Raw genomic sequence first — 25,587 nt, 5'->3', positions numbered from 1 at the left:
ATAATAAAACTACATATCAATTGTAATGCAAATCGGAAATAGACACCGGTGCAGCCTGCTTGAAAGACAGCGGAGTTGTACCGGTGTCTTTTTTGAACAGATTTATAAAATGGTTTGTGTTCTCGATTCCAACCTGGGATCCGACCTCGTGGACGGACAGATCTGTTGTGAGAAGGAGCCTTTTGGCAGCATCGATCCTGCGACTGTTGAGATAGCGCATAGGTGATTCACCGAAGTGAAATGAAAATTCTCTGCATATCCTGTATCTGCTGATCCTGTAAGTTGCCTCGAGGTCATCAAGCGACATCGGTTCGGCGTAGTTTGTATCCATCTGATTCTTTACCGATAAAAGATAAGAAGGCACACAATCCATCTTCTTGGATGAGTTTTCAATAAATACACATAATTCGGTCAGGATATCATTAAACCATTTGGAAATTCTGAAAATATCGGTGGCAGACAACTCCCCCTGGAGTCTGCTTATCAGTGAAAGATGGCTCCAGAGTACAGAGGCTCCGGCAGAGTCCTTTTTATAATATATGGATTCGGGGAGAAACTCGTGATACAGGCGAAGCGGAGCTCCGAGGATGAATGCCTCGTAGAAACGACACTTGCCGTTCGTGGCGTATGTTATTTCTGATCCTGCCTCAAAAAGCGCGGCTGTATTCTTGGAATATGATGATTTGCTGCTGCCCGATGTTACTGTAAGAGTTCCTTCATATATATAGAAGAAATGGTAGCACGGAATGAAAGAGAAGGTATAACTGCATGAATAAGCAAAAGAAATATCGCCGTTGGCCAGAAGATGAATCAGACCATCGTTAATCATTGATTCTTCATATGTAAAGAACGCACTGTGGAATCTTGCGTTCTCAATATCTTTCTGAATATTGTAACCTGACAGTACAGTGCAGGAAATTAATTCTTTAGCTAACATGCAAACCACCTCCTATCCATAATAATACAATTATTAAACAATCACCACAAGCTAAAAGCGATATAAATTAGTGGCTAATTAGCTAAAAAAACAATAAAATACTAATTAAAGATAAAAATATATAGATAAAATGTCTATATGATATTGAAAAAAAATAATGATAATGGTAAAATTAACGAAAAGTACAAAATACTGTGATTAAAAACAAAATTGAGTGATGACTAAAAAGTAAATTAATGTATACTTAATATAAAGTTAAAAACAAAGAAGGTTTTAAGGAGGACAAAACTATGAAATCAAAGCGTATTGCATGTATCGCAATGGCTGGTCTTATGGCAGCATCACTTGCAGGTTGTGGAGGCTCAGACAGCGATAACAAGGACACAACAGAGGCAACAAAGGCTGCCACAGAGGCAGCAGGAAGTGATTCAGCAGATGACACAACAGCTGATGCTGAGGGAATCAAGTCATATGCAGACATCCAGTTAGGAACAGACTTCACAGATCTTTCAGCGGAGATCAAGTTCTACAACAACAGAACTGATATGGACTCAGATGATTACGGCGGAAAGAACTGGAAGCAGTATCTTGAGGACTTCAACAAGGAGTATCCAAACATCAAGGTTGATGTTATCACAGATACAAACTATGCAGAAGATGCTCTTACACATCTTCAGTCAGGAAACTACGAGACAGTAATGTGTATCCCGGCAGTTGACATGGCAGACCTTTCAACATATTTCATGTCATTTGGCGATTATGATACAATGAGCAGTCTTGTAAATTACTCAAACAGATGGCTGTATCAGGGTCAGGTATATGGTGTACCTCTTACAGCTACAACACAGGGTATCGTATACAACAAGAAGGTATTTGCTGATGCAGGTGTAACAGATGTACCTAAGACACCAGAGGAGTTCATCGCAGCTCTCAAGGCAATCAAGGATAAGAATCCGGATTGTATTCCACTTTACACAAACTATGCAGCAGGCTGGACAATGGGAGCTTGGGATGATTATATCTCGATCACAGCAACAGGCGATGCTACATACAAGAACCAGAAGTTAGCCCATACAAAGGATCCATTCAAGAACTATGGCGACGATACACATGCTTATGCAGTATATAAGATCCTTTACGATGCAGTATCACAGGGACTTACAGAGGATGATTACTCAACAACAGATTGGGAGTCAAGTAAGGGAAAGCTCAACAACGGCGAGATCGGATGTATGGTACTTGGTTCATGGTCATACCCACAGATGGAAGCAGGTGGACCTAACGCAGACGATATAGGATACATTCCTTTCCCTATCTCAGTAAATGGTAAGCAGTACGCTTCATCAGGTGCAGATTACTGCTACGGTATCAACGTAAACGCTTCAGATGATGAGAAGCAGGCAGCTCTTGTATTTGTTAAGTGGATGACAGAGAAGTCAGGATATGCTTACAACGAGGATTCACTTGCACTTGTTCCTGGTTCAGAGTCAAAGATCTCATTCGATGGTGTTGACTTCGTTGCAGACGAGGCAGCTCTTGAGGGCGAGGAGGATTACCTCAACCAGCTCAACTCAGAGTCAGAGCTTAACGTAAGCAATGGTGGTAATGACAAGATCCAGGCCATCATCGAGCATGCTGCAAACGGCGACATGTCATTCGATGATATCATGGCTGAGTGGAACCAGAAGTGGTCAGATGCTCAGGAGTCATTAGGAATCGAAGTTACTGAGAAGTAATAAAGACTCTATTATAACAAGTAAGAATAAGCTACAGACCGGGGGGGGATTGCCCGCCCCGGTTTATTAAAAAAGGCGGTGGAATGAGTATGGCTAACAAAAAACAATCCGGCTTTGGTAAATGGGCATCAAGCAGGAAGGGGCAGCAGGTTATAATATGCGCAGCCTTCGCAATTATCCCATTGCTTTTGCTATTAGTATTTACATATATACCATTCGGAGAGATGGTTAAATTTAGTTTCTACAAGATGAAATATACGACGCCTGTAGAAAAGAGAGAATTCGTAGGATTAGCAAATTATATCGATGTGTTCACAAGAAAAGACTGTTTCGGTGCATTAAAGCTCAGTTTGTATTACATCGTAGGAGCACTTGTACAGTTAGTGCTTGCACTTTTCCTTGCAACTCTTCTGAGTTTCAGAGTAAAAGGTGGTAACCTTTTCAAGGGATTTATTTTCTTCCCTTACCTTATCAGCGGTATCGCTGTAGGTTTCATTTTCAAATTCTTCTTCACAAGAGGATTCGTGTTTGACTCAATCCTTCAGTTGTGTGGATTTAGCTTAGACAACCTTCCATACTGGCTCAAAGACCAGAGTGTCAACAACTGGACACTGGTTTCAACTTCGGTCTGGAGATACCTTGGACAGATGATGGTTCTCTTCATTGGAGCTATCATGTCGGTAGATGCAGAACTTTATGAGGCGGCAGAGCTTGATGGTGCAAATAAATTCCAGCAGTTTAGATATATCATACTGCCAAGTATCAAGACAATCGTTACATTAAATGTAATTTTAGCAATAACAGGATCACTCAGTGCTTTCGAGCAGCCTTTCGTTATCACAACAGGTGCAAACGGAACAGGTACTTACTTCATCATCATGAACAAGATAGCACATACAAGCCAGAAGGTCGGTCTTGCTTCAGCAATGGCCGTTGTACTTCTCCTTATCATACTTATATGTGCTGCGCTTCAGAAGCTGTTCTTTGAGTACATCTTCAAGGATTCAAGCTCAGATGATGAGAGTTATAAGGCAAAGAAGCTTCGCAAGAAACAGGAGAGGGATACCAAGAAATACATGAAGCAGATGGCTGCTTCTGCGAAGGGAGGCAAGTAACATGGCAAGAGGAAAGACAGATGTGCCAAGCATAGCACCAATAAAAGAAAAACGAACCGTTGGATATTATGTAAGAGGTTTCCTCAAGTACTTTGTACTCATATTCTTCTCATTGTGTGCTGTTGTACCTCTTATATCATGTGTTACAACAGCCTTCAAGACAGCAGATGAGTATAAGGCTACTTCAGTAATGAAACTTCCTGAAAGCTTTCTGAACTTCAGCAACTTTGTAAAGGCATTCACGACTGCCAACATGGGACGTGCGTTCATCAATTCAGTCATAGTTATGATATGTGTACTCCTTGTGTCAGTAGTAATAGGAACACAGCTTGCATATGTGCTTAACAGATTCAAGTTCCCGGGAAACGGCTTTATCAGAACACTTTTCCTTGTGGCATCATTGCTTCCTGCAGTTGCTATGCAGGTTACAGTCTACAACATCATGGGTGATCTGAGATTCATAGATCACTTATATGGTTACATCATCATGAGCTGTGGTACAGATGTTATCTCAATCTACATCTTTATACAGTTTATGGAGAACATATCAGTATCTCTTGACGAGTCAGCTATCGTGGATGGTGCATCATACTGGACTATCTACTGGAAGATCATACTTCCACTTCTTAAGCCAGCTATCGTTACAGCTTGTATATTGAAGGGCGTTGTAATCTACAACGAGTACTACGCTGCAAACCTTTACCTCATAAGCCCGGAGATCAAGACAATGGCTATCTCACTCTACAAGTTCGTAGGACCTATGGGAAGTCAGTACAACCTGATCTGTGCAGGTGTTATCATATCGATCATACCGGCACTTATAGTATTCATCTGCTGTCAGAAACAGATTTATAGTGGTATTACACAGGGTGCTGTAAAGGGTTAATAATTTATTAGAAGAAAAGAGTTCATGAATATGAGAAATGAAATTCAAAAAGAATTAATAGATGCTATCATCCCATTCTGGGAGGCCCTGAGGGATGATGAGTACGGCGGATTTTATGGGTATATGGATTACGACCTCAACCTTGATAAAAAGGCTGAGAAGGGTTGTATTCTTAACAGTAGAATTACCTGGTTCTTCGCAAGTGCGTATAAGGCACTCAAGGACCCAAAGCTTCTAGATGAGGCTGCTCATGGATATGAATTTCTGAAAGAATATTGTATAGACAGGGAATATGGCGGAATATATTGGTCCATGAATTACGATGGTTCACCCAAAGATACGACAAAACACACCTACAATCAGGCATTTAGTATATATGCCTTATCCGCCTATTACGAAGCTTCCGGTGATTCGGAAGCTTTGGACCTGGCCCTGCAGCTTTTCCATACAATAGAAGAGAAATGTACTGACGAAGGTGGCTATCTCGAGGCATTTACAAGAGAGTTCAAGCCGGAGTCAAATGATAAGCTTTCTGAGAATGGTGTTCTCGCAGAGAGAACAATGAACACACTGCTCCATGCACTTGAGGCTTACACAGAACTTTATAAGGTATCCAAGGATTCCAAGGTAAAGGAGCGCCTGAAATGGCTGCTCGATGTATTTGCTGATAAGGTATACAATCCGGAGCTTAAGAGACAGGAAGTGTTCTTTGATAAGGATTATAACTCTCTGATCGATCTGTACTCATACGGACATGACATTGAGACATCATGGCTCCTGGATAGGGCGACCGAGGTGCTTGGAGAGGCAGAGTACACAGAGAAGATTACAAAGATAACAGATATCCTTGCAGAGCAGATATATGAGCTTGCTTTCGATGGACATTCAGTTCTGACAGAATGTGAAAAGGGCGTGCCATACACGGTAAGAGTATGGTGGGTTCAGGCGGAATCAATAGTAGGATTTATAAATGCTTATCAAAAGTCGGGTGATAAGAAGTATTACGAGGCTGCCGAGAAGGTGTGGGAGTACATAAAGGAATATTTTATCGACAAGAGATCGGGATCAGAGTGGTTCTGGGATCTGAATGCAGATGGAACACCAAGAGTCGGACGTCCTATAGTTGAGCCATGGAAGTGCCCATACCACAACGGCAGAATGTGCCTTGAGATTATGAGCAGACTCGCTGACGGCAAGTAGATAGCGTTCAATTGCTTTCAAATTATAAGGAGAATGCCTAAATGATGAATGAGAAATATTATGTAGAGCTTGACAAACTGAACAAGCTTCTTGAGAGAAAGAATAAGAAGACAGATTTCTATAATGGAATCTATGACAGATATGAGTACCCTGTACTCACAAGAGAGATGATACCTCTCACATGGAGATATGACTTAAACCCTGAGACAAATCCATACTTCATTGAGCGTCTCGGAGTTAACGCTGTCATGAACTCAGGTGCAATCTACCTGAACGGCAAGTATTATCTTGTCGCAAGAATAGAGGGAAATGACAGAAAGTCATTCTTCGGAGTAGCTGAGAGTGACAACGGTATCGATGGATTCCGTTTCTGGGATTATCCAATCCTTCTGGATGATGTATGTCCTGAGGAAACAAATGTATATGATATGAGACTGACACAGCACGAGGATGGATGGATCTACGGTGTGTTCTGTTCAGAGAGCAAGGATACAACTGTAAATGACCTCTCAGCAGCAGTTGCAGCAGCAGGTATCGTGAGAACAAAGGATTTAAAGCACTGGGAGCGCCTTGACAACCTCAAGACTCTTCGTTCCCCACAGCAGAGAAATGTTGTACTTCACCCTGAATTTGTGGATGGCAAGTACGCATTCTATACACGTCCAATGGATGATTTCATCGAGACAGGAAGCGGCAGCGGAATAGGATTCGGTCTCTGTGATGATATAGAGCATGCGGTTATAGACGAGGAGAAGATGACAAGTCTTCGTAAGTACCACACTATAACAGAGGCAAAGAACGGTGCAGGTGCACCTCCAATAAAGACAGACAAGGGCTGGATCCACATCGCACATGGTGTGAGAAACACAGCTGCCGGTCTTAGATATGTACTCTACGCATTTGCAACAGACCTCAATGATCCTTCAAAGGTTATCGCTGAGCCATCAGGAATGCTTATCGGACCTCGCGGCGAGGAGAGAGTCGGCGATGTATCAAACGTTGTATTCACAAATGGCGCCATCGTAAACGAGAACAACGAGGTGTTCATCTACTACGCATCAAGCGATACAAGAATGCATGTTGCAACAACAACAGTTGACAGACTCATCGATTATGTATTCAACACACCTTCTGATCCGGGAAGAAGCGTTGAGTGTGTAGCACAGAGATGTGAGCTGATCAGGAAGAACCTTGAGTTCCTTAAGAATGCAGACAAGTAAGAAAGTATAATATATGGGCTGCCAGATGAAACAGCACGTTGGTTAGTATGCCCTTTGCCTGTGCAGATACCATATAACGTGATAATAAAATAAAAAATCCGGCTAAGATGCCGGAAGAAAGAGGTACTTATGTCAGAAGTAAAAATGTTCAGCGAGCCTGTGCCAAACGTGCCATGGCAGGACAGACCGGCAAATGACAATCATGACGCTCCAATTTGGAGATATACAGAGAATCCTATAATAGGAAGAAACCCGGCAAAGGGTGTTGCAAGAATATTCAACAGCGCGGTAGTTCCATTTGAGGGAAAATTTGTCGGAGTATTTAGAGGCGAGCAGGTAAATGGAATTCCATACATCTACCTCGGAGAGAGCGAGGATGCTATCCACTGGAATATCAGCGAGGAGAAGATCAAGTTTGTTGATGAGAACGGTGAAGAGTTCATGCCTATATACGCATATGATCCAAGACTTGTAAAGGTAGAGGATACATATTATGCAATCTGGTGCCAGGATTTCTACGGTGCAGCGATAGGCATCGCAAAGTCAAAGGATCTCAAGACATTTGTGAGAATCGAGAACCCATTCCTTCCATTTAACAGAAATGCAGTTCTCTTCCCAAGAAAGATCAACGGTAATTTCGTGATGCTGTCACGCCCAAGTGACAGTGGACACACACCATTTGGTGATATATTCGTAAGTGAGAGCCCAGACATGGTTTACTGGGGTAAGCACAGACATGTCATGGGCAAGAGCAGCGAGTGGTGGGAGTCACTCAAGATTGGCGGCGGTGCAGCCCCTATCGAGACTTCTGAGGGATGGCTGTTATTCTACCATGGAGTAGCGGGAACATGTAACGGTTATGTATACTCGATCGGTGGAGCAATCCTTGATATCGACAACCCATCGATCGTTAAGTATCGTTGTGAGAACTTCCTTCTCACACCGGAAGAGTGGTACGAGGAGCGAGGATTTGTTCCTAATGTATGCTTCCCATGTGCTACTATTCACGACAGCGAGTCTGGAAAGATCGCCATTTACTACGGTGCAGCTGACAGCTATGTTGGCCTTGCATTCACAAAGCTTGATGAGATCGTAGATTATATCAAGTCACACAGTGTGGTAACAACTTCTGATACCGAGATCGGTAGAAGATAGTTAGTTATAGATCGCTATGAGCCCCTACTCATACGCGGCAATTGTATTAATTTTTTCTCATTTCCCAAGGCGGTGCCCGCCGCCTTCGGGGCCCCTCTAAAAAGAAATGTAATGGCAGGGGATTGCCAAAACTTTTAGACTATGACAGCCTGGCAGTAAGCCGGGCTGAATTTGGTTCTGAGAGCTTTGGCAATCATATGACAGATTTTGGATCTAATAAGCCGGGAAAAGGACTCTGATGTATAGAAAAAAGGCAACAGATGCAATAAAATAGCAGTTACATACATTATCATGGAAATGACGAGTGAAGAAGTCATGGTCAGTGTAAAAATGCGATTTCTTCACCGTCTTATATAGAACAGGCAATTGGGGAATGGTGTAATCAGTAACAGGTGTACACCGTACGGATATGCACACAATTGCCGTACGTCAAAAGGAGGAGAATGACAATGAACAAGGAAATACTTTTTTTAAATCCCGTGTTTACGCACAATATCTGGGGCGGTACAAAGCTCAGAGAAGAATACGGATATGATGTTGAGGGTGATGATATAGGCGAGTGCTGGGGAGTTGCGGCACATGAGAATGGCAACTGTACAGTGAAAAATGGCGAGTTTGCAGGTCATACGCTTGCCGACTTATGGGACAGCCACAGAGAGTTGTTTGGCGGCATAGATGGTGTCAGATTCCCACTGCTTATAAAGATAATCGATGCAAAAGATGATCTGAGTATTCAGGTGCATCCGGACGATGCATACGCAGCAGAACATGAGAATGGTTCATTTGGTAAGATGGAGTGCTGGTATATTCTTGACTGCAAGGAAGATTCAACACTTGTAATCGGTCATAATGCAAGGACAAAGGAAGAATTATGTGATATGATCGAAGGTAAGAAATGGAAGGAATTTATCAGAGAAATCCCTGTTAAGAAGGGTGATTTCATTCAGATAGATCCCGGTACAGTACACGCGATCAAAGGCGGAATCACACTTCTTGAGACACAGCAGAACAGTGACATCACATACAGAGTTTATGATTATGACAGACTGAGCAATGGGAAGCCTAGAGATCTGCACGTAAAGCAGAGCATAGACGTTATAACAGTTCCTGCAAAACCGGTTGAGGACAGCATTATAAGTGTAAGGGCAGATAAGGCAAATGAACTCTGTGAGCTTATAAGATGTAAGTATTACACAGTATACAAGCTGGATGTTGAGGGAAAGGCAGAGCTGAATGTGGGCGACAAGCCATTCCTTATCATGTCTGTAACCTCTGGAAGTGGAACAGTGGATGGAAACGCTATAAAGAAGGGTGATCACTTTATCCTGCCAAACGGATACAGCAATCCAGTATTTGAGGGCAATATGGAGATCGTGGCATCCACAGTCAGCAAGTAAGATCCCGCCTTTGGAAGAGAATGTCAAGGGGGATAGTTATGAAGAGAAAGACGATAGGTGTTCTGGTAGGCGGAATCACGGATGATTTTACGAGGCTGCTCTGTCATGGGGTTATAGAGAGAGCAAAGACACTTGATGTCAATATAGTTGTTATTCCGGGTAAGTTCCTTGACCGGGAATACTCAGAAACGTCAGATATATATTATGAATATCAGTACCAGACACTGTTCTCCTATGTTACAAGGGAGAATCTGGACGGCGTTATTGTTGCATCGAGTTGTATTGGCTGCTTTGCAACCAAGGAGCGTATCAGAGAATTTATGAAAAGATATCTGCAGATGCCGTGTGTGATAGTGGCTGCAGATGAGCCGGATCAGATTTGTGTCAGATATGACAATGGAGCAGGCATAAGAGAAGGACTCAATTACATGATTGAGGAACTTGGTTATACAAGAATAGGTATGATAGGCGGTCCGGACTCCAATTATGATGCAAAGGAGAGAAGGAGAACCTACATTGAGGCGCTTGAGGCTCATGGAATAGAGTTTGATCCGGGACTTTATGTGGAGGGCAATCTTACATCGGAATCAAAAGAGGTTTTCAGAGATATTCTGGACAGAAATCCGGACATGCAGGGAGTGTTCTGTGTGAATGATTCCTGTGCATCTGGTTTTTATGAAGAACTTAAGGCGAGGGATATTCTGCCGGGAAGAGATATATCAGTCATGGGTTACGATGATATTGAGTGGGCTACACAGATATATCCGACGCTCTCGACTGTGCGTGCAGACGCGGGAAAACTTGGCTCAGAGGCTGTAAATCTTATGGTCAGGCTCATTGATGGCAAGCAGGTTGAGAGTAAGATACTTCCTACTGAGTTTATCAGAAGAGATTCATTCTGTAAAAAAGGCGGATCAAGAAAACGTAGTAAGAATGTCATTGAGGGATATCTCTCAATGAACCATATGCTCTCAGAGCAGTGGGAAGAGCGGAATAAGACTCAGTTCAAGATGAAAACATTTATCCAGAAGGTTCTGAGTTTTGACAGAGGCAATGACAGGAGTTATGGAGAGATCCTTGGCACCATGGACTGGCTGGACATAGAGAATGCATTTATATTCTTATATAAAGAGCCAATAATACATCTGATCGGTGAGCCATTTGAACTGCCTGACCAGTTATATCTCAAGACTAAGGATCTTAAAGAGAAGGTCAGCAGTGTGATCACTGTGAACCAGAAGGTGTCATCATCAAATCTCTATGATTTTGAGAGCCTCGGTGTGGAAGGAGCTGGAATATATGTACTCTTGCCGCTGTATTCCAACGAAATACTCTATGGAGTTCTTCTGTGTGATCTCACGGAAGGAGTTCTGGTGAATGGGGAGTTTCTTGGAAACCAGGTCTCAGCTGCTGTCAAGATGATCAATCTGCTCAAGACGAACGAGGAGATCATGAAGCGCCTTGAGGAGAGTATGGCGATCCTGCAGAAAAACAACATTATGCTTGACAATCTGTCAAAACAGGATCCCCTTACAGGAATCATGAATAGACGAGGTTTCTTTGACAGATCATTACAGCTGCTCAAGGAATGTGAGGAGCAGAAAAGGACGGCTACGGTATTCTACGCTGATATGAACAGTCTCAAGATTATCAATGACAGATATGGACATGATGAGGGTGATTTCTCTCTTAAGACTATAGGAGATATTCTGATTGAATCTGTAGGCGATAATGGAATCGTAGGCAGAATAGGCGGCGACGAGTATTGCTGTCTTGTACTCGGCCTTAAGGACTCTGACGCTGCAGATGCATTTGCTGAGGAAGTATACAGTTCATTTGAGAAGTTTAATGAGCATTGTGATAAGCCTTATAAAGTGAGTGTATCGCTTGGAAACTGTCAGATCGTAGAATATAACAAGAAAGGCCTTCAGAATGCCATGACTATGGCAGATGAGAAGCTGTATGAGGTGAAGAAGTACAGGAAGAAGGATGTTGTTAAGGTTAAGAATTGATAATTTATATATTAAATAAAAGGTATGATCAGGTTGCGTTGAGTGAAACTTGATCATACCTTTTTTTGTAAAATCTATGCTCCCAGAAAAAATGTCTAAAATGTATAAATACAGAAAAAATATCTAATAATACTTGTGTGATGCATATTGCGCATGGAGGTGTTGTTGAGATGAAAAGAAATGATCATGGATGGAAACTGGTTTCAGATTCCGGCTGCAGTCTGCTCGTGCCGGATGGACCGGATGGACTGGCTGGAATAGATATAGATATAGATCATGCTGAGGTTCCGTTTACAATATCTGTTGATAACACAGATTATATAGACGAACCGGGTATAGATATAGAGAAGATGCTTGAACATATTGCAAATTGCCGGTCAGGCGGAAGAACTAGCTGCCCTTCGCCGCATGCGTGGCTTGAGGCGTGGGGGGATGCGGAAAATGTTATAGCATTTACGTTGTCAGCTGCATTATCGGGAAGTTACAACAGTGCCATAGCTGCAAGACACATGGCGCTTGAGAAGAATCCCGGCAGGAATATTGCGGTGATAAACACATGTGGTGCCGGGGGGCTCCCGGAACAGCTGACAAATATAATATATGAAGGTATTCATGAAGGTGATTCATTTGATGCCATAGTAAGTGCTGCCGACAAAGCAGTGAGGGAGACGCAGGTAATGTTTGCCTTGGGGAGTCTGGACAACCTGATAAAGGCGGGCAGATTAAATAAGCTTGTGGGTTATGCGGCTCATAGATTCAATATATCCGCAATAGGTGTAGCATCACCTGGTGGACGAATTGAACTCAGACACAAATTCAGAGGTATGAAGAAGATATATGGCAAGTTGATAGACACTCTCCGTGAGACGGGATTTGCAGGGGGAGAGCTGGTCATAAGCCACTGTATGAATGAGGATGGAGCAGAGAAACTGGGGCATCTTATCAAGGCTGAATGGCTTGACACGGATGTGAGCGTCGTACCTGCAAGCGGACTGTGCAGCTATTATATGGGAAAAGGCGGGATGATAATAACATATCGTGAGTAGACTGATGTGTAGATAAATCATATAAAATACTTGAAATAGACAAAATAATGGAAAATAATGGAAGGCTGCCGCACCTTCTATTATTTTTTGTGTATTAACCTATTGACATAGTAGGTAAATGGGAATATCCTATTTTTGCGAGTCAGATATTGACTTATTACGCCCAAAAATGGCGGATGAGGGTGATGACTGGAATGACCGTGTATTTGCGGCTGGAATGTGGTCACACTCATATGTAAGGAGGATTTACAGATATGGTGATTTCTTCAAAGGGAGAATATGCCCTGAGGGTCATGGCAGACCTTGCCATAAACCACGACGGCAGATTCATTCCGTTAAAAGAAATAGTTCAGAAAGAGGAACTGTCCCAGAAGTATCTGGAGAGTATAATGCGCATGCTGTCCAAGGCAAATCTGATAGAGGCAGCCAGTGGACATGGTGGCGGCTACAGACTCAAAAAAGCCCCTGAGGAATATACACTGTGGGAGATACTTGAACTCACGGAAGGTGGACTTGCTCCGGTGGCATGCATGAAGAACAGCGCAATGACCTGTGACAGATCCGGACAGTGCTACACTTTGCCGATATGGCAGGGACTGGCGGAGTTGATACAGGATTATTTCCAGGGTAAGACACTGGCGGATATAGCCAGAAATGTGGAATGAGCAGAGTAATTTGATACAAGCAAAAAGATAATTAAAGCGGGACAATTGAATCGCCGGATATAGAAGTGATAAAGCAATTTCCGGGCTTGGTATAAAAGGAGGCAGACTGATGTCAGATAAAAAATTATTGGAAGTTAAGAATTTACATGTTGATGTTGAGGATAAACAGATCCTTCACGGTGTGAACCTGGAGATCGGCAAGGGTGAGACACATGTACTTATGGGACCTAATGGAACCGGAAAGTCAACCCTTGGATATGCACTTATGGGCAATCCTAGATATACAGTCAGAGAGGGCGAGATATGGTTTGATGGTAAGAACATCACAGAAGAGGCTGTCAATGAGCGTGCAAAGGCAGGAATATTCCTCTCATTCCAGAATCCTCTAGAGGTGCCTGGTGTGACACTCAGCTCATTTATAAGAAATGCCCTTGAGCAGAAGACCGGCAAGAGAATCCGTCTCTGGGATTTCAAGAAGGAGCTTGAGAGAACCATGGAGATCCTTCAGATGGATCCATCTTATGCGGAGAGAGACCTGAATGTGGGATTTTCAGGTGGTGAGAAGAAGAAGGCAGAGATACTTCAGCTTCTGATGCTCAAGCCATCACTGGCAATCCTTGACGAGACGGATTCAGGACTTGACGTTGATGCAGTCCGTACAGTATCAGCAGGTATCGAGGAATACCAGAAGAACTGCAAGGGAAGTCTGCTTATCATCACACACAGCACCAAGATCCTTGAGTCACTCACTGTTGACTATACACATGTCATGGTTGAGGGTAAGATCATAGAGACTGGTGACGCATCACTTGTGGACAAAATCAACGAGTCTGGATTTGCAGAGTATGAAAGGATATAGAAGATGAAGGAAAAGACATATGTAGAGGACATAGACAGAAATATATATGACTTCAAGTATGACGACAAAGATGCCTATAAGCTTAAAGCTGGTCTCACACCTGAGATAGTTGAGCAGCTTTCAAAGGAGAAACATGATCCGGCATGGATGCAGAATTTCAGACTTGAGTCTTTACAGATATACAACAATATGCAGGTGCCTGACTGGGGCCCATCCATCGAGGGACTGGATATTGACAATATAGTTACTTACGTAAGACCAAATACCAAGATGAAGGGCAGCTGGGATGAAGTTCCTGAGGATATCAAGGATACATTTGAGAGACTTGGAATCCCTCAGGCTGAGAGAAAATCCCTTGCGGGAGTTGGTGCACAGTACGACTCAGAGCTCGTATATCACAATGTCCGTCAGGAGGTTGCGGACATGGGCGTTGTGTACACTGATATGGAGAGTGCACTCACAGGTGAGTATGCAGACATGGTGCAGAAGCATTTCATGAAGCTTGTCACCCCTCATGATCACAAATTTGCAGCACTTCACGGAGCTGTGTGGTCAGGCGGTTCATTTGTATATGTGCCACCTGGAGTAAAGGTTGAGATCCCACTTCAGTCATACTTCAGACTTAATGCAGCGGGCGCGGGTCAGTTTGAGCACACACTCATCATAGTAGATGAGGGAGCAGACCTCCATTTTATAGAGGGATGTTCGGCACCGAAGTACAATGTGGCGAACCTTCACGCAGGCTGTGTGGAGTTGTTTGTCGGCAAGAACGCAAAGCTCAGATATTCAACCATAGAGAACTGGTCCAAGAACATGTACAACCTGAACACCAAGAGAGCTCGAGTTGAAGAGGGTGGAACCATCGAGTGGGTATCGGGTTCATTTGGATCACATGTGTCATACCTTTACCCGATGAGCGTGCTCAAGGGCAAGGGCGCCAGGATGGAGTTCACCGGAGTTACATTTGCCGGTAAGGGACAGAACCTTGACACAGGAGCGAAGGTAGTTCATGCGGCACCTGACACAAGCTCATATATCAACACAAAGTCTATCTCCAAGGACGGGGGTATAAGCACATTCCGTTCATCAGTTGTAGTGACAAAGGAGGCTGAGGACTCCAAGGCAGCAGTTTCCTGCCAGTCACTTATGCTTGATTCGATATCACGTTCGGACACCATACCGGCCATGGATATCAGAACCAAGAAGGTAAATGTGGGACATGAGGCACAGATAGGAAGCATCAGTGACGAGGCTGTGTTCTACCTGATGTCCAGAGGAATGAGTGAAGAAGACGCGAGAGCATGTATCGTCAGTGGATTTGCAGACAATGTATCGAAGGAGCTGCCGCTTGAGTATGCTCTTGAGATGAACAACCTCATCCGTCTTGAGATGAAGGGCAGCATAGGTTAAGGAGGTGCGGTGACATGGAGAACAATAACGAGATGAAGATCAACAAGCTCCCGGCAAAGACATGGTACTGGCTTCGCATGAACGACACAGCACTTAACTGGAATCCGGACATGGCGGGATGCAGTGTGAAGATAGATGGCGGCAAGGAAGCTGATAAGCAGGCTTCTGATTTCGATGGAATAGAGACTGGTGCGGGAAGAGATGCGGACGTACTCTTCGCACAGCAGGCAGCAGGAAGTGTACTCGTTGCGGACGAGACCAATAAAGGTCAGACAGTGCACGTGCTGATAAATGGAACCGGGGCAAATGGCAGCAGCGGTTATGCTTACGTGCAGGCAGATGCAGGTTCAGACATGACAGTCATAGAGACATTTGGCGAGAATGCGGAGGGTGGCAGCCTGGCATTCCGTACGCGTTTTAATATAGAGAAGGACGCACACATACGTCTTGTACAGATATTTATGCAGGATGAGAACACGACCATACTCAACGACGTGGGAAGTGAGTGTGCGGAGAATGGGCAGCTAGATGTGCTTCAGATATTTATCGGCAAGGGCAATCTGTACAACGGCGTGAGAACTGAGCTCATTGGTAAGCGTGCTTCAACCAACATGGATATAGGTTACCTTGGCCAGAAGAAGCAGGTCATAGATATCAACCTTGTGGTTAACCATATAGGCAAGAAGACCAACTGCAACATACAGGTGGATGGAACACTTAAGGATGCTGCGGAGAAGATATTCAGAGGTTCGATAGATTTCAAGACAGGTTCATCGGATTCGAAGGGCGCTGAGACTGAGAATGTACTGCTGCTCGGCGATGATGTGGTGAACAAGACTATACCGCTTATCCTCTGTGCAGAGGAAAATGTGGAGGGATCACATGGAGCGACCATCGGTGAGCTTGACGAGGATACTTTATTCTACTTCGCGTCAAGGGGAATCGATATGGAGACAGCCGAGGACATGATGACCAAGGGCAAGATGGAGGTCCTCTACCGCAAGATCCAGGACGAGAACACAGAGAAGCTGGTGGAGAAGCAGCTTGCGGAGGTAATGGAATATGACAGACATGAATTATAGAGAGGATTTTCCTCTGTTGAGAAACAATGACACAGCTTATATAGACAATGCGGCCACAGCGCAGAAGCCACAGGTGGTCATAGACGCTGAGAGAGAGTTCTATGAGAAGAGCAATGCGAATCCACTCAGAGGATTCTATCCGCTCAGCCTTGAGGCGACAGAGAAGTATGAGAGTGCCAGAAAGGTAGTCAGGGACTTCATTCACGCTGACTCTGAGAAGGAGATAATCTTCACCAGGAATACCACAGAGAGCCTTAACCTTGTGGCATACAGCTACGCGCTGAATAACCTTAAGGCTGGTGACGAGATAGCAGTCACCATCATGGAGCACCACAGCAACATGCTTCCATGGCAGATGGCGGCCAGAGTCACAGGTGCAACTCTCAGATATCTCGACTGTGAGAAGGATGGAACGCTGACTGACGAGACCATCAATGCGGGAATCAACGAGCACACAAAGCTGCTTGCTGTAGGACATGTGTCAAATGTCCTCGGATGTGTGAATCCGGTAAGAAAGATGGCTGACAGAGCACACAGCTTTGGCGCGGTTGTCGTTGTCGATGGCGCACAGAGTACACCGCATATGGCTATAGATGTGCATGAGCTTGGCGCTGATTTCTTTGCATTCTCAGGCCACAAGCTGATGGGACCTATGGGAATAGGAGTGTTATACGGAAGACAGGAACTGCTTGACGCGATGCCTCCATTCATGTCAGGTGGAGAGATGATAGATTCGGTTTCAAGAGATGGTGCGGTATATGCGGAATTGCCTCACAAGTTTGAGGCCGGTACAGTCAATGCGGCAGGAGCTGCGGGACTTGCGGCTGCGATAGGATACATCAAAGAGGTTGGATTTGACTATATAGAAAAGAGAGAGCTGGAGCTTACGACCCGTGCGATGGAGGGACTTGCAAAGCTTCCTCATGTGCATGTGATCGGCTCAGATAAGCCTGAGAACCACACCGGAATAGTGGCATTCACCATAGACAATGTACACCCACACGATGTCAGCGAGATCATGGCTGCGGATGGAATAGACGTGAGAGCTGGACACCACTGCGCACAGCCGCTGCTCGTCCACCTTGGTGTGTACAATACGACAAGAGCGAGCTTTATGTTCTACAATACGGATGAAGAAGTTGATGCATTTGTGGATAGCGTTGCAAATGTGAGAAGGAGAATGGGATATGCAGAATAATATTCAAAACAGGAATTTTTATAATGAGATCCTTACAGAGCACAATATGAGACCTGAATTCAAATATGATCTTCCTGCAGCAAATGTTGTGCTGGAGGGTGTAAATCCCAACTGCGGTGATGACATCTGGCTTAAACTGAAGGTTGAGAACGGAGTCATCGAGGATGGATCATTCGTGGGAGACGGATGTGCTATATCCCAGGCGTCGGCAGATATAATGCTTGGAATGATCATAGGAAAGACCAAGGAGGAGGCCTTGAAGCTTGGACAGCTCTTTCTTAAGATGATACAGGGTGAGGCGACAGATGAGGAGATAGACCAGCTTGAGGAGGCGTCTGCGCTCAAGGATATCGCACACATGCCGGCAAGGGTAAAATGTGCTGTTCTCGGATGGCACACCCTTGAGGAAGCTTTGAAGAAGATATCATAAGGGGGGATTCCTTATGATATATTCTTTATCTGCATCTTAACTATAGGCATGATATACTTCACTTGAATGTGTGAAAGCGGGCGCCGCTGGTAAGATCTATGTCGTTTGTGACATGAGGTGTACTGGTGGCGCTTTCTTTAAAATAATCCAAAGGGATTGATACATATGAAAAAAATAAATATACAAAAAAGCATAAATAATACGGAGTGTAAATGTAAGGATGTTATAAAAAATGTGCTGTTGATGCTGGTTGTGATAGCCATAGGGGTTGGACTGTGTCTGATAATAAAGACAACATTTACTACAGACATATTGATACCGGCCGTTATGGTGTTTTCGGTATTTTTGATATCGGTGTTTACTGACGGGTATGTATATGGAATACTGGCATCTATAGTCAGTGTGATAATAGTGAATTTTGCATTTACATTTCCGTATTTCAAGATAGATTTCCTTATACCTGAAAATATCACATCGGCGATAATTATGATAGCCATAGCGTTTATCACCTGTGGATTTACAAGCAAGATAAAGTATCAGGAAATGCTCAAGAAAGAGAGTGAGATGGAGAAAATGAGAGCGAACCTGCTCAGGGCGGTATCCCACGATTTCAGGACTCCGCTCACAACTATATATGGTGCGAGCTCGGCCCTCATAGAGAACGGAAGGGAGTTCACGTATGAACAGAGGGAGAAGATGCTCAGGGGAATACAACAGGACTCCCAGTGGCTTTACCGTATGGTTGAGAATCTGTTGTCCATCACCAGACTGGATGGTGATATCAAACTTATAAAGACGCCCATAGCACTGGATGAACTTATAGATTCTGTGCTCATCAAATTTGCAAAGAGATATCCTGATCAGGAGGTGGAAGTCAATCTGCCCGATGAGCTGGTCATCATACCGATGGATGCCATTCTCATAGAACAGGTTATCATAAATATCCTCGAGAATGCAGTACAGCATGCGGAGGGAATGAAGAATCTGGCATTGAATGTGAAATGCGATGGCGACAGGGTTGTGTTTGAGATCCAGGATGATGGCGATGGAATACCGGAGGATAGGTTGAAACACCTGTTTGATGGCAGTCTTTTAGGAGACAGCTCCAATGAGGTGTCCGCGGACTGCAGGCAGAGAAAGAATGCCGGAATAGGTCTGTCGGTATGTGCGACCATCATAAAAGCACATGGCGGAGATATAAGCGCATACAATTCCGTGGAAGGCGGTGCAGTATTCAGATTTACATTGAAGATAGAGGAGGTTACGGATGAGCAATAACAAATATAAAGTCCTGATAATAGAAGATGAGCAGAATATCAATAATCTGCTGGATACTTTAATGCAGGCAAATGGCTATCAGACGATCATAGCCACATCCTGCGGAAGCGGTCTTATGATGTATGCGTCCCACAGACCTGACATAGTGATACTTGATCTGGGACTTCCAGATAAGGATGGAATAGCATTTCTCACGGAGATAAGAAAGACGGATTTCACGCCGGTCATAGTGCTCTCGGCGAGATCTGATGAGAAGGATAAGGTGGAGGCGCTCAACCTGGGGGCAAATGATTATGTGACCAAGCCGTTTGGCTCTGAGGAGCTGGTTGCCAGGGTCAGATCTGCACTCCGCACAGTGCTTTACCAAGCACATGACAGTGAACTGCCGACAGGGAAATTCCAGACTGGGGATTTGCTCATAGACTACGAAGCCAGACGAGTGTTCATAGGGGATGAGGAGATCAAGCTGACTCAGACTGAGTACAACATAGTCGATCTTCTGTCCAGACATCCGGGCAAGATGCTTACATACAGTTTCATCGTAAAAGAGGTATGGGGCTACAATGACATGGGAAGCACCAAGAGACTTCAGGTAAATATGGCGAATATAAGAAAGAAGTTCGGAGTGAAGCCGGGCAAGAAGAGCTTTATCATCAACGAGCTGGGAGTCGGGTACAGGATGTGCGATGACAGCGAAAAACTCATTGATAGTATTTGATTGTAGATTAATAAAATAAAGTCCGCTATACTGATTTTATGAAGTATAGCGGATTTTATTATTAAATCAGGAGGAGTGTTATGAAAGGGTACAGAAAAATCATGAAGGTTGTGGCGGTCATTCTTGCATTTGCACTGATATTTTCAGGTGTGAATGTTCCGGGAACTGCGCTGGCAGCTACAACGGCGGCTACGGCAAAAAACACGGTTGTAAAGAGCATCACTGTGAGCAATCTGCCAGCCGGCACACTTACGCTCAAGGCGGGAAAGTCATTTGCTCTTAAGACAAATGTGGCGGCGAAAGAGCTGAAATTCGTAACCAGCAACAGAAGGATAGCAACCGTGACAACTGCGGGAGTGATCAAAGCAGGAAATGTAAAAAATGGGACAGCTAAGATTACAATGTCGCTGAAGGCTGATCCTAAGGTAAAGAAGGTTATTACGGTAACTGCAGGACGGCCTGTCACGAGTGTAAAGCTTACTAAAAGCAAGCTGACGCTGGTAAAAGGAAAAAGTGCTGTGGTAAAGGCTTCTGTTGGAACAAGCAAGGCAAGCAATAAGAAGGTCGTATGGAAGAGCAGCAATATAAAGGTTGCTAAGGTTAATTCCAGAGGACGGATAACAGCAGCCGGAGGCGGTTCAGCAGTCATCACAGCAGTAGCTGCAGATGGTTCCGGCAAGAAGGCAAGTTGTAAGGTATCAGTCAAGGCGTATGTAACTTCTATAAAGTTCAAAAAGGGCAGCGGTAAGATGTATGTGGGAAAAACAGAACAGTTAAACCCAGTCATTGCACCGGCAGATGCAACAAACAAGAAGTGTACCTGGAAGTCTTCGAATGATAAGGTCGCTATGGTAAGTTCATCCGGACTCGTTGTGGCTGTTGGCGCTGGAACCACAGTGATTACAGCAACAACTACAGACGGAACAAAAAAGACAGTAAAATATAAGCTGACAGTTCTAAATGCTGTGAAGATTGCTTCGGCGCAGGTGGATAACAGGCAGACAATAAATGTTACATTGTCATCTGCACAGAAGCTGACAGCATCAAATTTTGCTGTTAAAGTAAAGACCACATTAAATGGCGGCATATACAACAAGAGCATTCCGATTGAAAATGTGTCTACAGGAGACAATAAAAAATACACGATCAGGTTAAACAAGGAGAACAGGCTTTCATCTTCGGACAGAATATGTGTGTACGTAAGTGGACTTATAGGAACAGGAACCGGTAAGGTGGAGACATATTATTCTGACGGAAAGTATAATAAGACATATTATGAAGCCAGAGCAATTGAGCAGAATGCGAATGTGAATACAGACGTTAATTTATCTGGCAGTGGCTACCTCAAGGTTTCTGTAAAGGACGTTCCGGCTGGAATGAGGTATACAATAGGTGGAATGCGTTCCAACTGTATTACTTTCACAGGGGAAATAACCAAGTCTGGCACATCAGTCACGACAATTACAGCAGTTGATGAGTATGGTAATACAATGACAACTATCGTAACATGGTGTGTATACAACAGCTCCGTGATATCAGCTTATTACAGCCCAAGGTATTATCGCACTCGTGGTGAAAGTGGAGCGGCTGTGCATGTAGCTGCTGATATAAATTCTGTAGCTGGTGGCTCAAGAAATTATATCTATGATATAGTTGGCAATACTTATGGTCTTGATATTTATAGTAATGGTAAATTGGAGGGTTACATCAATAAGGCTGGTACTTATAATATAAAAGTCAGGATAACGGATTCCGATAATGCCGGAGTCAGCACAACTGTAGACTGTGTGATAAATGTTGCACAGGGAATTACAGTATCGGGATATATCAGGGATGTGGCAGGAGAAGTATTGTCAAATGCATATATTATATTTACGAATAGGGACAAATCCACAGAGTATACATATTACTGTTATTCTGATGTAAAAAGAGATGGATCGTATTCTGTAGATATTGTTCCTGGGACATATGATATAGCGATATATTCGGGTTCGGACACAACATACATATATTCACAGCGGTTTACCGGAAACATTTCGGGAAGAAATTATTCGTCGGATGTAAAAAAGATATCCGTTAGATCAAAAAATAACGGATATAATATAGAGAATATCGGCACATGGTATGACGAGGATGGCAACAGCGTTGGAGCTGGTGCATACGTTTATCTGGCGCCTGGTACTTACAGACTTACAGGTCGCGGGGTTGCTTTAGCCGGAACTATAACCGCAACGATAGACCGCAAGACTTCATATGTTGTAGCAGATATTAAGACAGACTATGAGGAGATTGGTGATAGAACCTCTATAAATGCATCAGTGGGAACATACTATAGATTTGTTCCAAAGATGACGGCAGCATACTATATCTATTCAAGTTCTGGATCGGATAATAATCCATATGGACATCTTTATGATGCAGATGGAGAAGTGCTTACAATTAATGATGATGACAAGCAGGAGCATATCAGCACAGGAAATGACCACGATTTCTATATGTCATATAACTGTGAAGCAGGAAAAGTCTACTATATTAATGTTACACGAAACAGCAGTATGGTATATATAACCACAGAGTATCCTGGAAATTAAGAGGATACCCGTACGTCTTTTTATGTGGGTATGAATAATGCTCAATAGCATGTGCGAGATTGACAAGCATAATATATAATTTATAATATATGATATGGTGTATTAAAAGGTAATGTTACATAAAAAAGGAGGAAATTTATGAAAAAAGGGAACAGGTTTATGGCGGTCATTGCGGTGATCCTTGCATTTGCATTGACATTTACAGGTGTCAGCATTCCGGCAAATGCGGCGGTCACATCAACCGTCAAGAGTATCACGGTGAAGAATCTTCCAAGTAATACTCTTACACTCAAGGCGGGGAAAACATTTACACTGAAGACAAATACGACTTCAGGCAATCTGAAATTCTCAACAAGCAATAAAAAGATCGTGACAGTATCTTCTGCAGGCAAGATAAAAGCAGTGAAAAAGGGTAGTGCAAATATCACGATCTCTCTCAAGTCAAATGCGAAGATCAAGAAGGTGGTGAAGGTCACAGTCGGACAGCCGGCCACAAGAGTCAAGGTGAACAAATCTGCGTTGACGATCAAGAAGGGCAGGTCGGCAGTGATAAAGGCGACAGTAGGACCTAACACAACCAGCAATAAGAAGGTTATCTGGAAGAGTAGCAATTCCAAGATCGCAAAGGTAAGTGCTACAGGCAGGGTCACAGCGGTAAAAGGCGGAAAAGTGACTATCACAGCAGTGGCTGCTGACGGTTCAGGAAAGAAAGCAGTCTGCAAGGTAACAGTAAAGGCACCGATAACATCATTAAAATTCAGCAAAATAAGTGGAAGGCTGTATGTAGGCAAAACGATGCAGCTCAGCCCAGTTATAAAGCCGACAGATGCAACCAATAAGAAATGTGCATGGAGTTCTTCAAATGATAAGGTAGCCATGGTAAATTCTGAAGGAAAAGTATATGCGGTTGCTGCAGGAACAGCAGTGATAACAGCAAAGGCTACAGATGGCACAGGTAAGAAGGCGACATACAAAGTCACAGTTACGAAAGCGAACACCATAGCATCTGCAACTGTCAGTGACCCACAAACTGTGCAGGTTACATTATCGGGAAGTCAGAAACTTCCGGCTTCCAGTTTTGTTGTAAAGGCGAGCACGGTACTGAATGGAACATATAACTATACCATTCCATTGGACGGCGTGACGACAAAGGACAATAAAACCTACACCATAGCGCTGAGAAGAGGATGCTCATTAAGCGATTATGTGAGAGTCTGTGTCTATGTAGATGGACTGTATGGCACAGGTAAGTCAAGTATTGAGACATATTATTCCAAGGATCATTCAAACAGAAGGGTTTATATGACTTATGAACTTGAACAGAATGAGTCATTCAGCAGAGAATTTACAGTGGATCGCGCAAGAGGAATATGTAAAATTACTGTAGACAAGCTCCCTGATGGTGTGAAATATGCAATAAAAACGGATGGAAGTAACGCGATCAGTTTCAGTGGAACAGTGAGAAAGACAGGAACAACGAAAACAACAATTAAGTCTGTTGATGAGCTGGGGGATATAGTTACATACATAATCACATGGAATGTCAGCAGTTCGTCGGTGATCGCGGCGTATTATATACCTCAATACGGCATGATAGGCACGGATGATAAATATTATTCAGTAAGTGTGAAGCCTGCATCTGTCGCAGGCGGTTCAGGGAAATACACTTATAGCATAGACGGGGATGACTATGGCTTGAGTGTTGATATAACAGGAAGGGTCACAGGAAAAATTTATCAGGAGGGAACATATAACCTGAAGGTAAAGATAACGGATGACAACGATACGAAGATCAGCACCACAGTTAACTGTGAGATAAATGCTAAAAAGGCAATCAAGGTTGAGGGGTATGTCAAGGATATAAATGGAAATAACCTGAACGGGGTATCGATCAAGTTCTACAATCATGATAAAGCAACTCCTTATAAGCTTGCGTGGAATGGTGCTACATCAAGAAATGATGGCTCATATTCGATGGATCTGTTCCCTGGTACATACGAAGTGGTAATATCCATAAGAGATGACAGCACATATCTGTATAATCAGAAATTTGACAAGTCTGAGACTGGCAGAAACTTTGTATCAGATGTATTAAAACTTACTGTAAATCCTGACAATGCCAAGTATTCTGTTGATGATATCGGAGTATGGTATGATGAATATGACAGACAATGCGGTACAAATGGGTATGTTTATCTTGTCCCAGGAACATCATATACACTTAAGGCCAAAGGAATGGGTAAGCGGGGAGTGATAACTGCAAAGGTAGACAGAAAGGCAGTTTCAGTCACAGCAAAAATGTCTGAGGATGTGATCGAGATTGGCGATAAAACCTCATTTTATGCAGAAAAAGAAGAGTTATACAAATTTGTTCCAAAAACCACGGGCACATATTACTTCTATTCAATTTCGACAGGAGATCCGTATGGATATCTGTATGATGAGAACAGAAAAATTCTGGCAGCAGTGGATGATGTAAAGCACGACCTGTCAACTAATAAAAATGATTTTTGCATGAGTTATAAATGTGTTGCGGGCAAGACATATTATATATCCGTAATCAGATCCGCGTGTGATGTATATATATCGACTACAAATCCGAAATCGGGTAATTAACTATTGGGGGTAAGTTAAAATAGGGGGGACTGTATG

The 25,587-nt window shown here is 43.5% G+C and carries 20 protein-coding genes; 19 read left to right on the top strand and 1 reads right to left on the bottom strand.

The features are described from left to right. Positions 1-16: 16 nt before the first annotated feature. On the bottom strand, positions 17-937 hold the full coding sequence (locus DXD11_RS12080; protein ID WP_118758499.1) for a helix-turn-helix transcriptional regulator: 921 nt from the start codon (positions 935-937) through the stop codon (positions 17-19). A 290-nt stretch (positions 938-1,227) separates the two neighbouring features. Here DXD11_RS12080 and DXD11_RS12075 point away from each other — a divergent pair, with 290 nt between their 5' ends. The 19 genes from DXD11_RS12075 to DXD11_RS11985 all read left to right on the top strand — a co-directional run bounded on the left by DXD11_RS12075 (position 1,228) and on the right by DXD11_RS11985 (position 25,551). Then, on the top strand, positions 1,228-2,673 hold the full coding sequence (locus DXD11_RS12075) for an ABC transporter substrate-binding protein (protein WP_117550325.1): 1,446 nt from the start codon (positions 1,228-1,230) through the stop codon (positions 2,671-2,673). Positions 2,674-2,756: 83 nt separating this feature from the next. Next, complete coding sequence (locus tag DXD11_RS12070; RefSeq protein ID WP_117550327.1) at positions 2,757-3,788, top strand: carbohydrate ABC transporter permease; 1,032 nt, start codon at positions 2,757-2,759, stop codon at positions 3,786-3,788. Between the two features lies 1 nt (position 3,789). Then, on the top strand, positions 3,790-4,674 hold the full coding sequence (locus DXD11_RS12065; RefSeq protein ID WP_243105864.1) for a carbohydrate ABC transporter permease: 885 nt from the start codon (positions 3,790-3,792) through the stop codon (positions 4,672-4,674). Positions 4,675-4,698: 24 nt separating this feature from the next. Then, positions 4,699-5,874: an AGE family epimerase/isomerase gene (locus DXD11_RS12060; protein WP_118758498.1), complete on the top strand. Its 1,176-nt coding sequence runs from the start codon at positions 4,699-4,701 to the stop codon at positions 5,872-5,874. A 41-nt stretch (positions 5,875-5,915) separates the two neighbouring features. After that, positions 5,916-7,094, top strand: coding sequence for a glycoside hydrolase family 130 protein (locus DXD11_RS12055; RefSeq protein ID WP_118758497.1), 1,179 nt, complete (start codon positions 5,916-5,918; stop codon positions 7,092-7,094). Positions 7,095-7,223: 129 nt separating this feature from the next. After that, positions 7,224-8,249 carry a glycoside hydrolase family 130 protein gene (locus tag DXD11_RS12050; RefSeq protein WP_055224512.1) on the top strand — a complete coding sequence of 342 codons (1,026 nt, stop codon included), beginning with the start codon at positions 7,224-7,226 and terminating at the stop codon, positions 8,247-8,249. A 449-nt stretch (positions 8,250-8,698) separates the two neighbouring features. Continuing rightward, on the top strand, positions 8,699-9,646 hold the full coding sequence (locus DXD11_RS12045; protein WP_243105863.1) for a type I phosphomannose isomerase catalytic subunit: 948 nt from the start codon (positions 8,699-8,701) through the stop codon (positions 9,644-9,646). Between the two features lie 38 nt (positions 9,647-9,684). Then, on the top strand, positions 9,685-11,658 hold the full coding sequence (locus DXD11_RS12040; protein WP_243105862.1) for a GGDEF domain-containing protein: 1,974 nt from the start codon (positions 9,685-9,687) through the stop codon (positions 11,656-11,658). A gap of 170 nt (positions 11,659-11,828) precedes the next feature. Then, positions 11,829-12,704: a DegV family protein gene (locus DXD11_RS12035; RefSeq protein WP_243105861.1), complete on the top strand. Its 876-nt coding sequence runs from the start codon at positions 11,829-11,831 to the stop codon at positions 12,702-12,704. Between the two features lie 254 nt (positions 12,705-12,958). Continuing rightward, a complete protein-coding gene (locus tag DXD11_RS12030; RefSeq protein WP_015534709.1) occupies positions 12,959-13,369 on the top strand; it encodes an RrF2 family transcriptional regulator in 411 nt (136 codons plus the stop codon). Positions 13,370-13,478: 109 nt separating this feature from the next. After that, positions 13,479-14,228 (top strand): Fe-S cluster assembly ATPase SufC, encoded by a 750-nt coding sequence (gene sufC / locus DXD11_RS12025; RefSeq protein WP_004851768.1) that lies wholly within the window; start codon positions 13,479-13,481, stop codon positions 14,226-14,228. Positions 14,229-14,231: 3 nt separating this feature from the next. Continuing rightward, a complete protein-coding gene (gene sufB / locus DXD11_RS12020; protein WP_055224519.1) occupies positions 14,232-15,638 on the top strand; it encodes a Fe-S cluster assembly protein SufB in 1,407 nt (468 codons plus the stop codon). Positions 15,639-15,652: 14 nt separating this feature from the next. Continuing rightward, positions 15,653-16,720, top strand: coding sequence for a SufB/SufD family protein (locus DXD11_RS12015; protein WP_118758493.1), 1,068 nt, complete (start codon positions 15,653-15,655; stop codon positions 16,718-16,720). Further along, on the top strand, positions 16,701-17,918 hold the full coding sequence (locus tag DXD11_RS12010; RefSeq protein WP_118758492.1) for an aminotransferase class V-fold PLP-dependent enzyme: 1,218 nt from the start codon (positions 16,701-16,703) through the stop codon (positions 17,916-17,918). Before DXD11_RS12015 ends, DXD11_RS12010 begins: the two co-directional genes overlap by 20 nt. Further along, the gene (gene sufU, locus DXD11_RS12005; RefSeq protein WP_118758491.1) at positions 17,908-18,348 is read left to right on the top strand and encodes a Fe-S cluster assembly sulfur transfer protein SufU; all 441 of its coding nucleotides are present in this window, start codon (positions 17,908-17,910) and stop codon (positions 18,346-18,348) included. The genes DXD11_RS12010 and sufU overlap by 11 nt, the downstream gene beginning before the upstream one ends. A 243-nt stretch (positions 18,349-18,591) precedes the next feature. Next, positions 18,592-19,626, top strand: coding sequence for a sensor histidine kinase (locus DXD11_RS12000; RefSeq protein ID WP_118758509.1), 1,035 nt, complete (start codon positions 18,592-18,594; stop codon positions 19,624-19,626). Next, positions 19,616-20,344 (top strand): response regulator transcription factor, encoded by a 729-nt coding sequence (locus DXD11_RS11995; protein WP_117550346.1) that lies wholly within the window; start codon positions 19,616-19,618, stop codon positions 20,342-20,344. The genes DXD11_RS12000 and DXD11_RS11995 overlap by 11 nt, the downstream gene beginning before the upstream one ends. 80 nt (positions 20,345-20,424) lie before the next feature. After that, entirely contained in the window at positions 20,425-22,935 is a 2,511-nt protein-coding gene (locus DXD11_RS11990; RefSeq protein ID WP_118758490.1) for an Ig-like domain-containing protein, read from the top strand. Between the two features lie 138 nt (positions 22,936-23,073). Further along, positions 23,074-25,551 carry an Ig-like domain-containing protein gene (locus DXD11_RS11985; protein WP_118758489.1) on the top strand — a complete coding sequence of 826 codons (2,478 nt, stop codon included), beginning with the start codon at positions 23,074-23,076 and terminating at the stop codon, positions 25,549-25,551. Positions 25,552-25,587: the final 36 nt, after the last annotated feature.

Origin of the sequence: Coprococcus sp. TF11-13 (assembly GCF_003481085.1) — a bacterium.
GTDB classification, from domain to species: domain Bacteria; phylum Bacillota; class Clostridia; order Lachnospirales; family Lachnospiraceae; genus Coprococcus; species Coprococcus aceti.
Note: the sequence above shows the minus strand (reverse complement) of the source record. Positions and strands in the feature narration are given on the sequence as shown.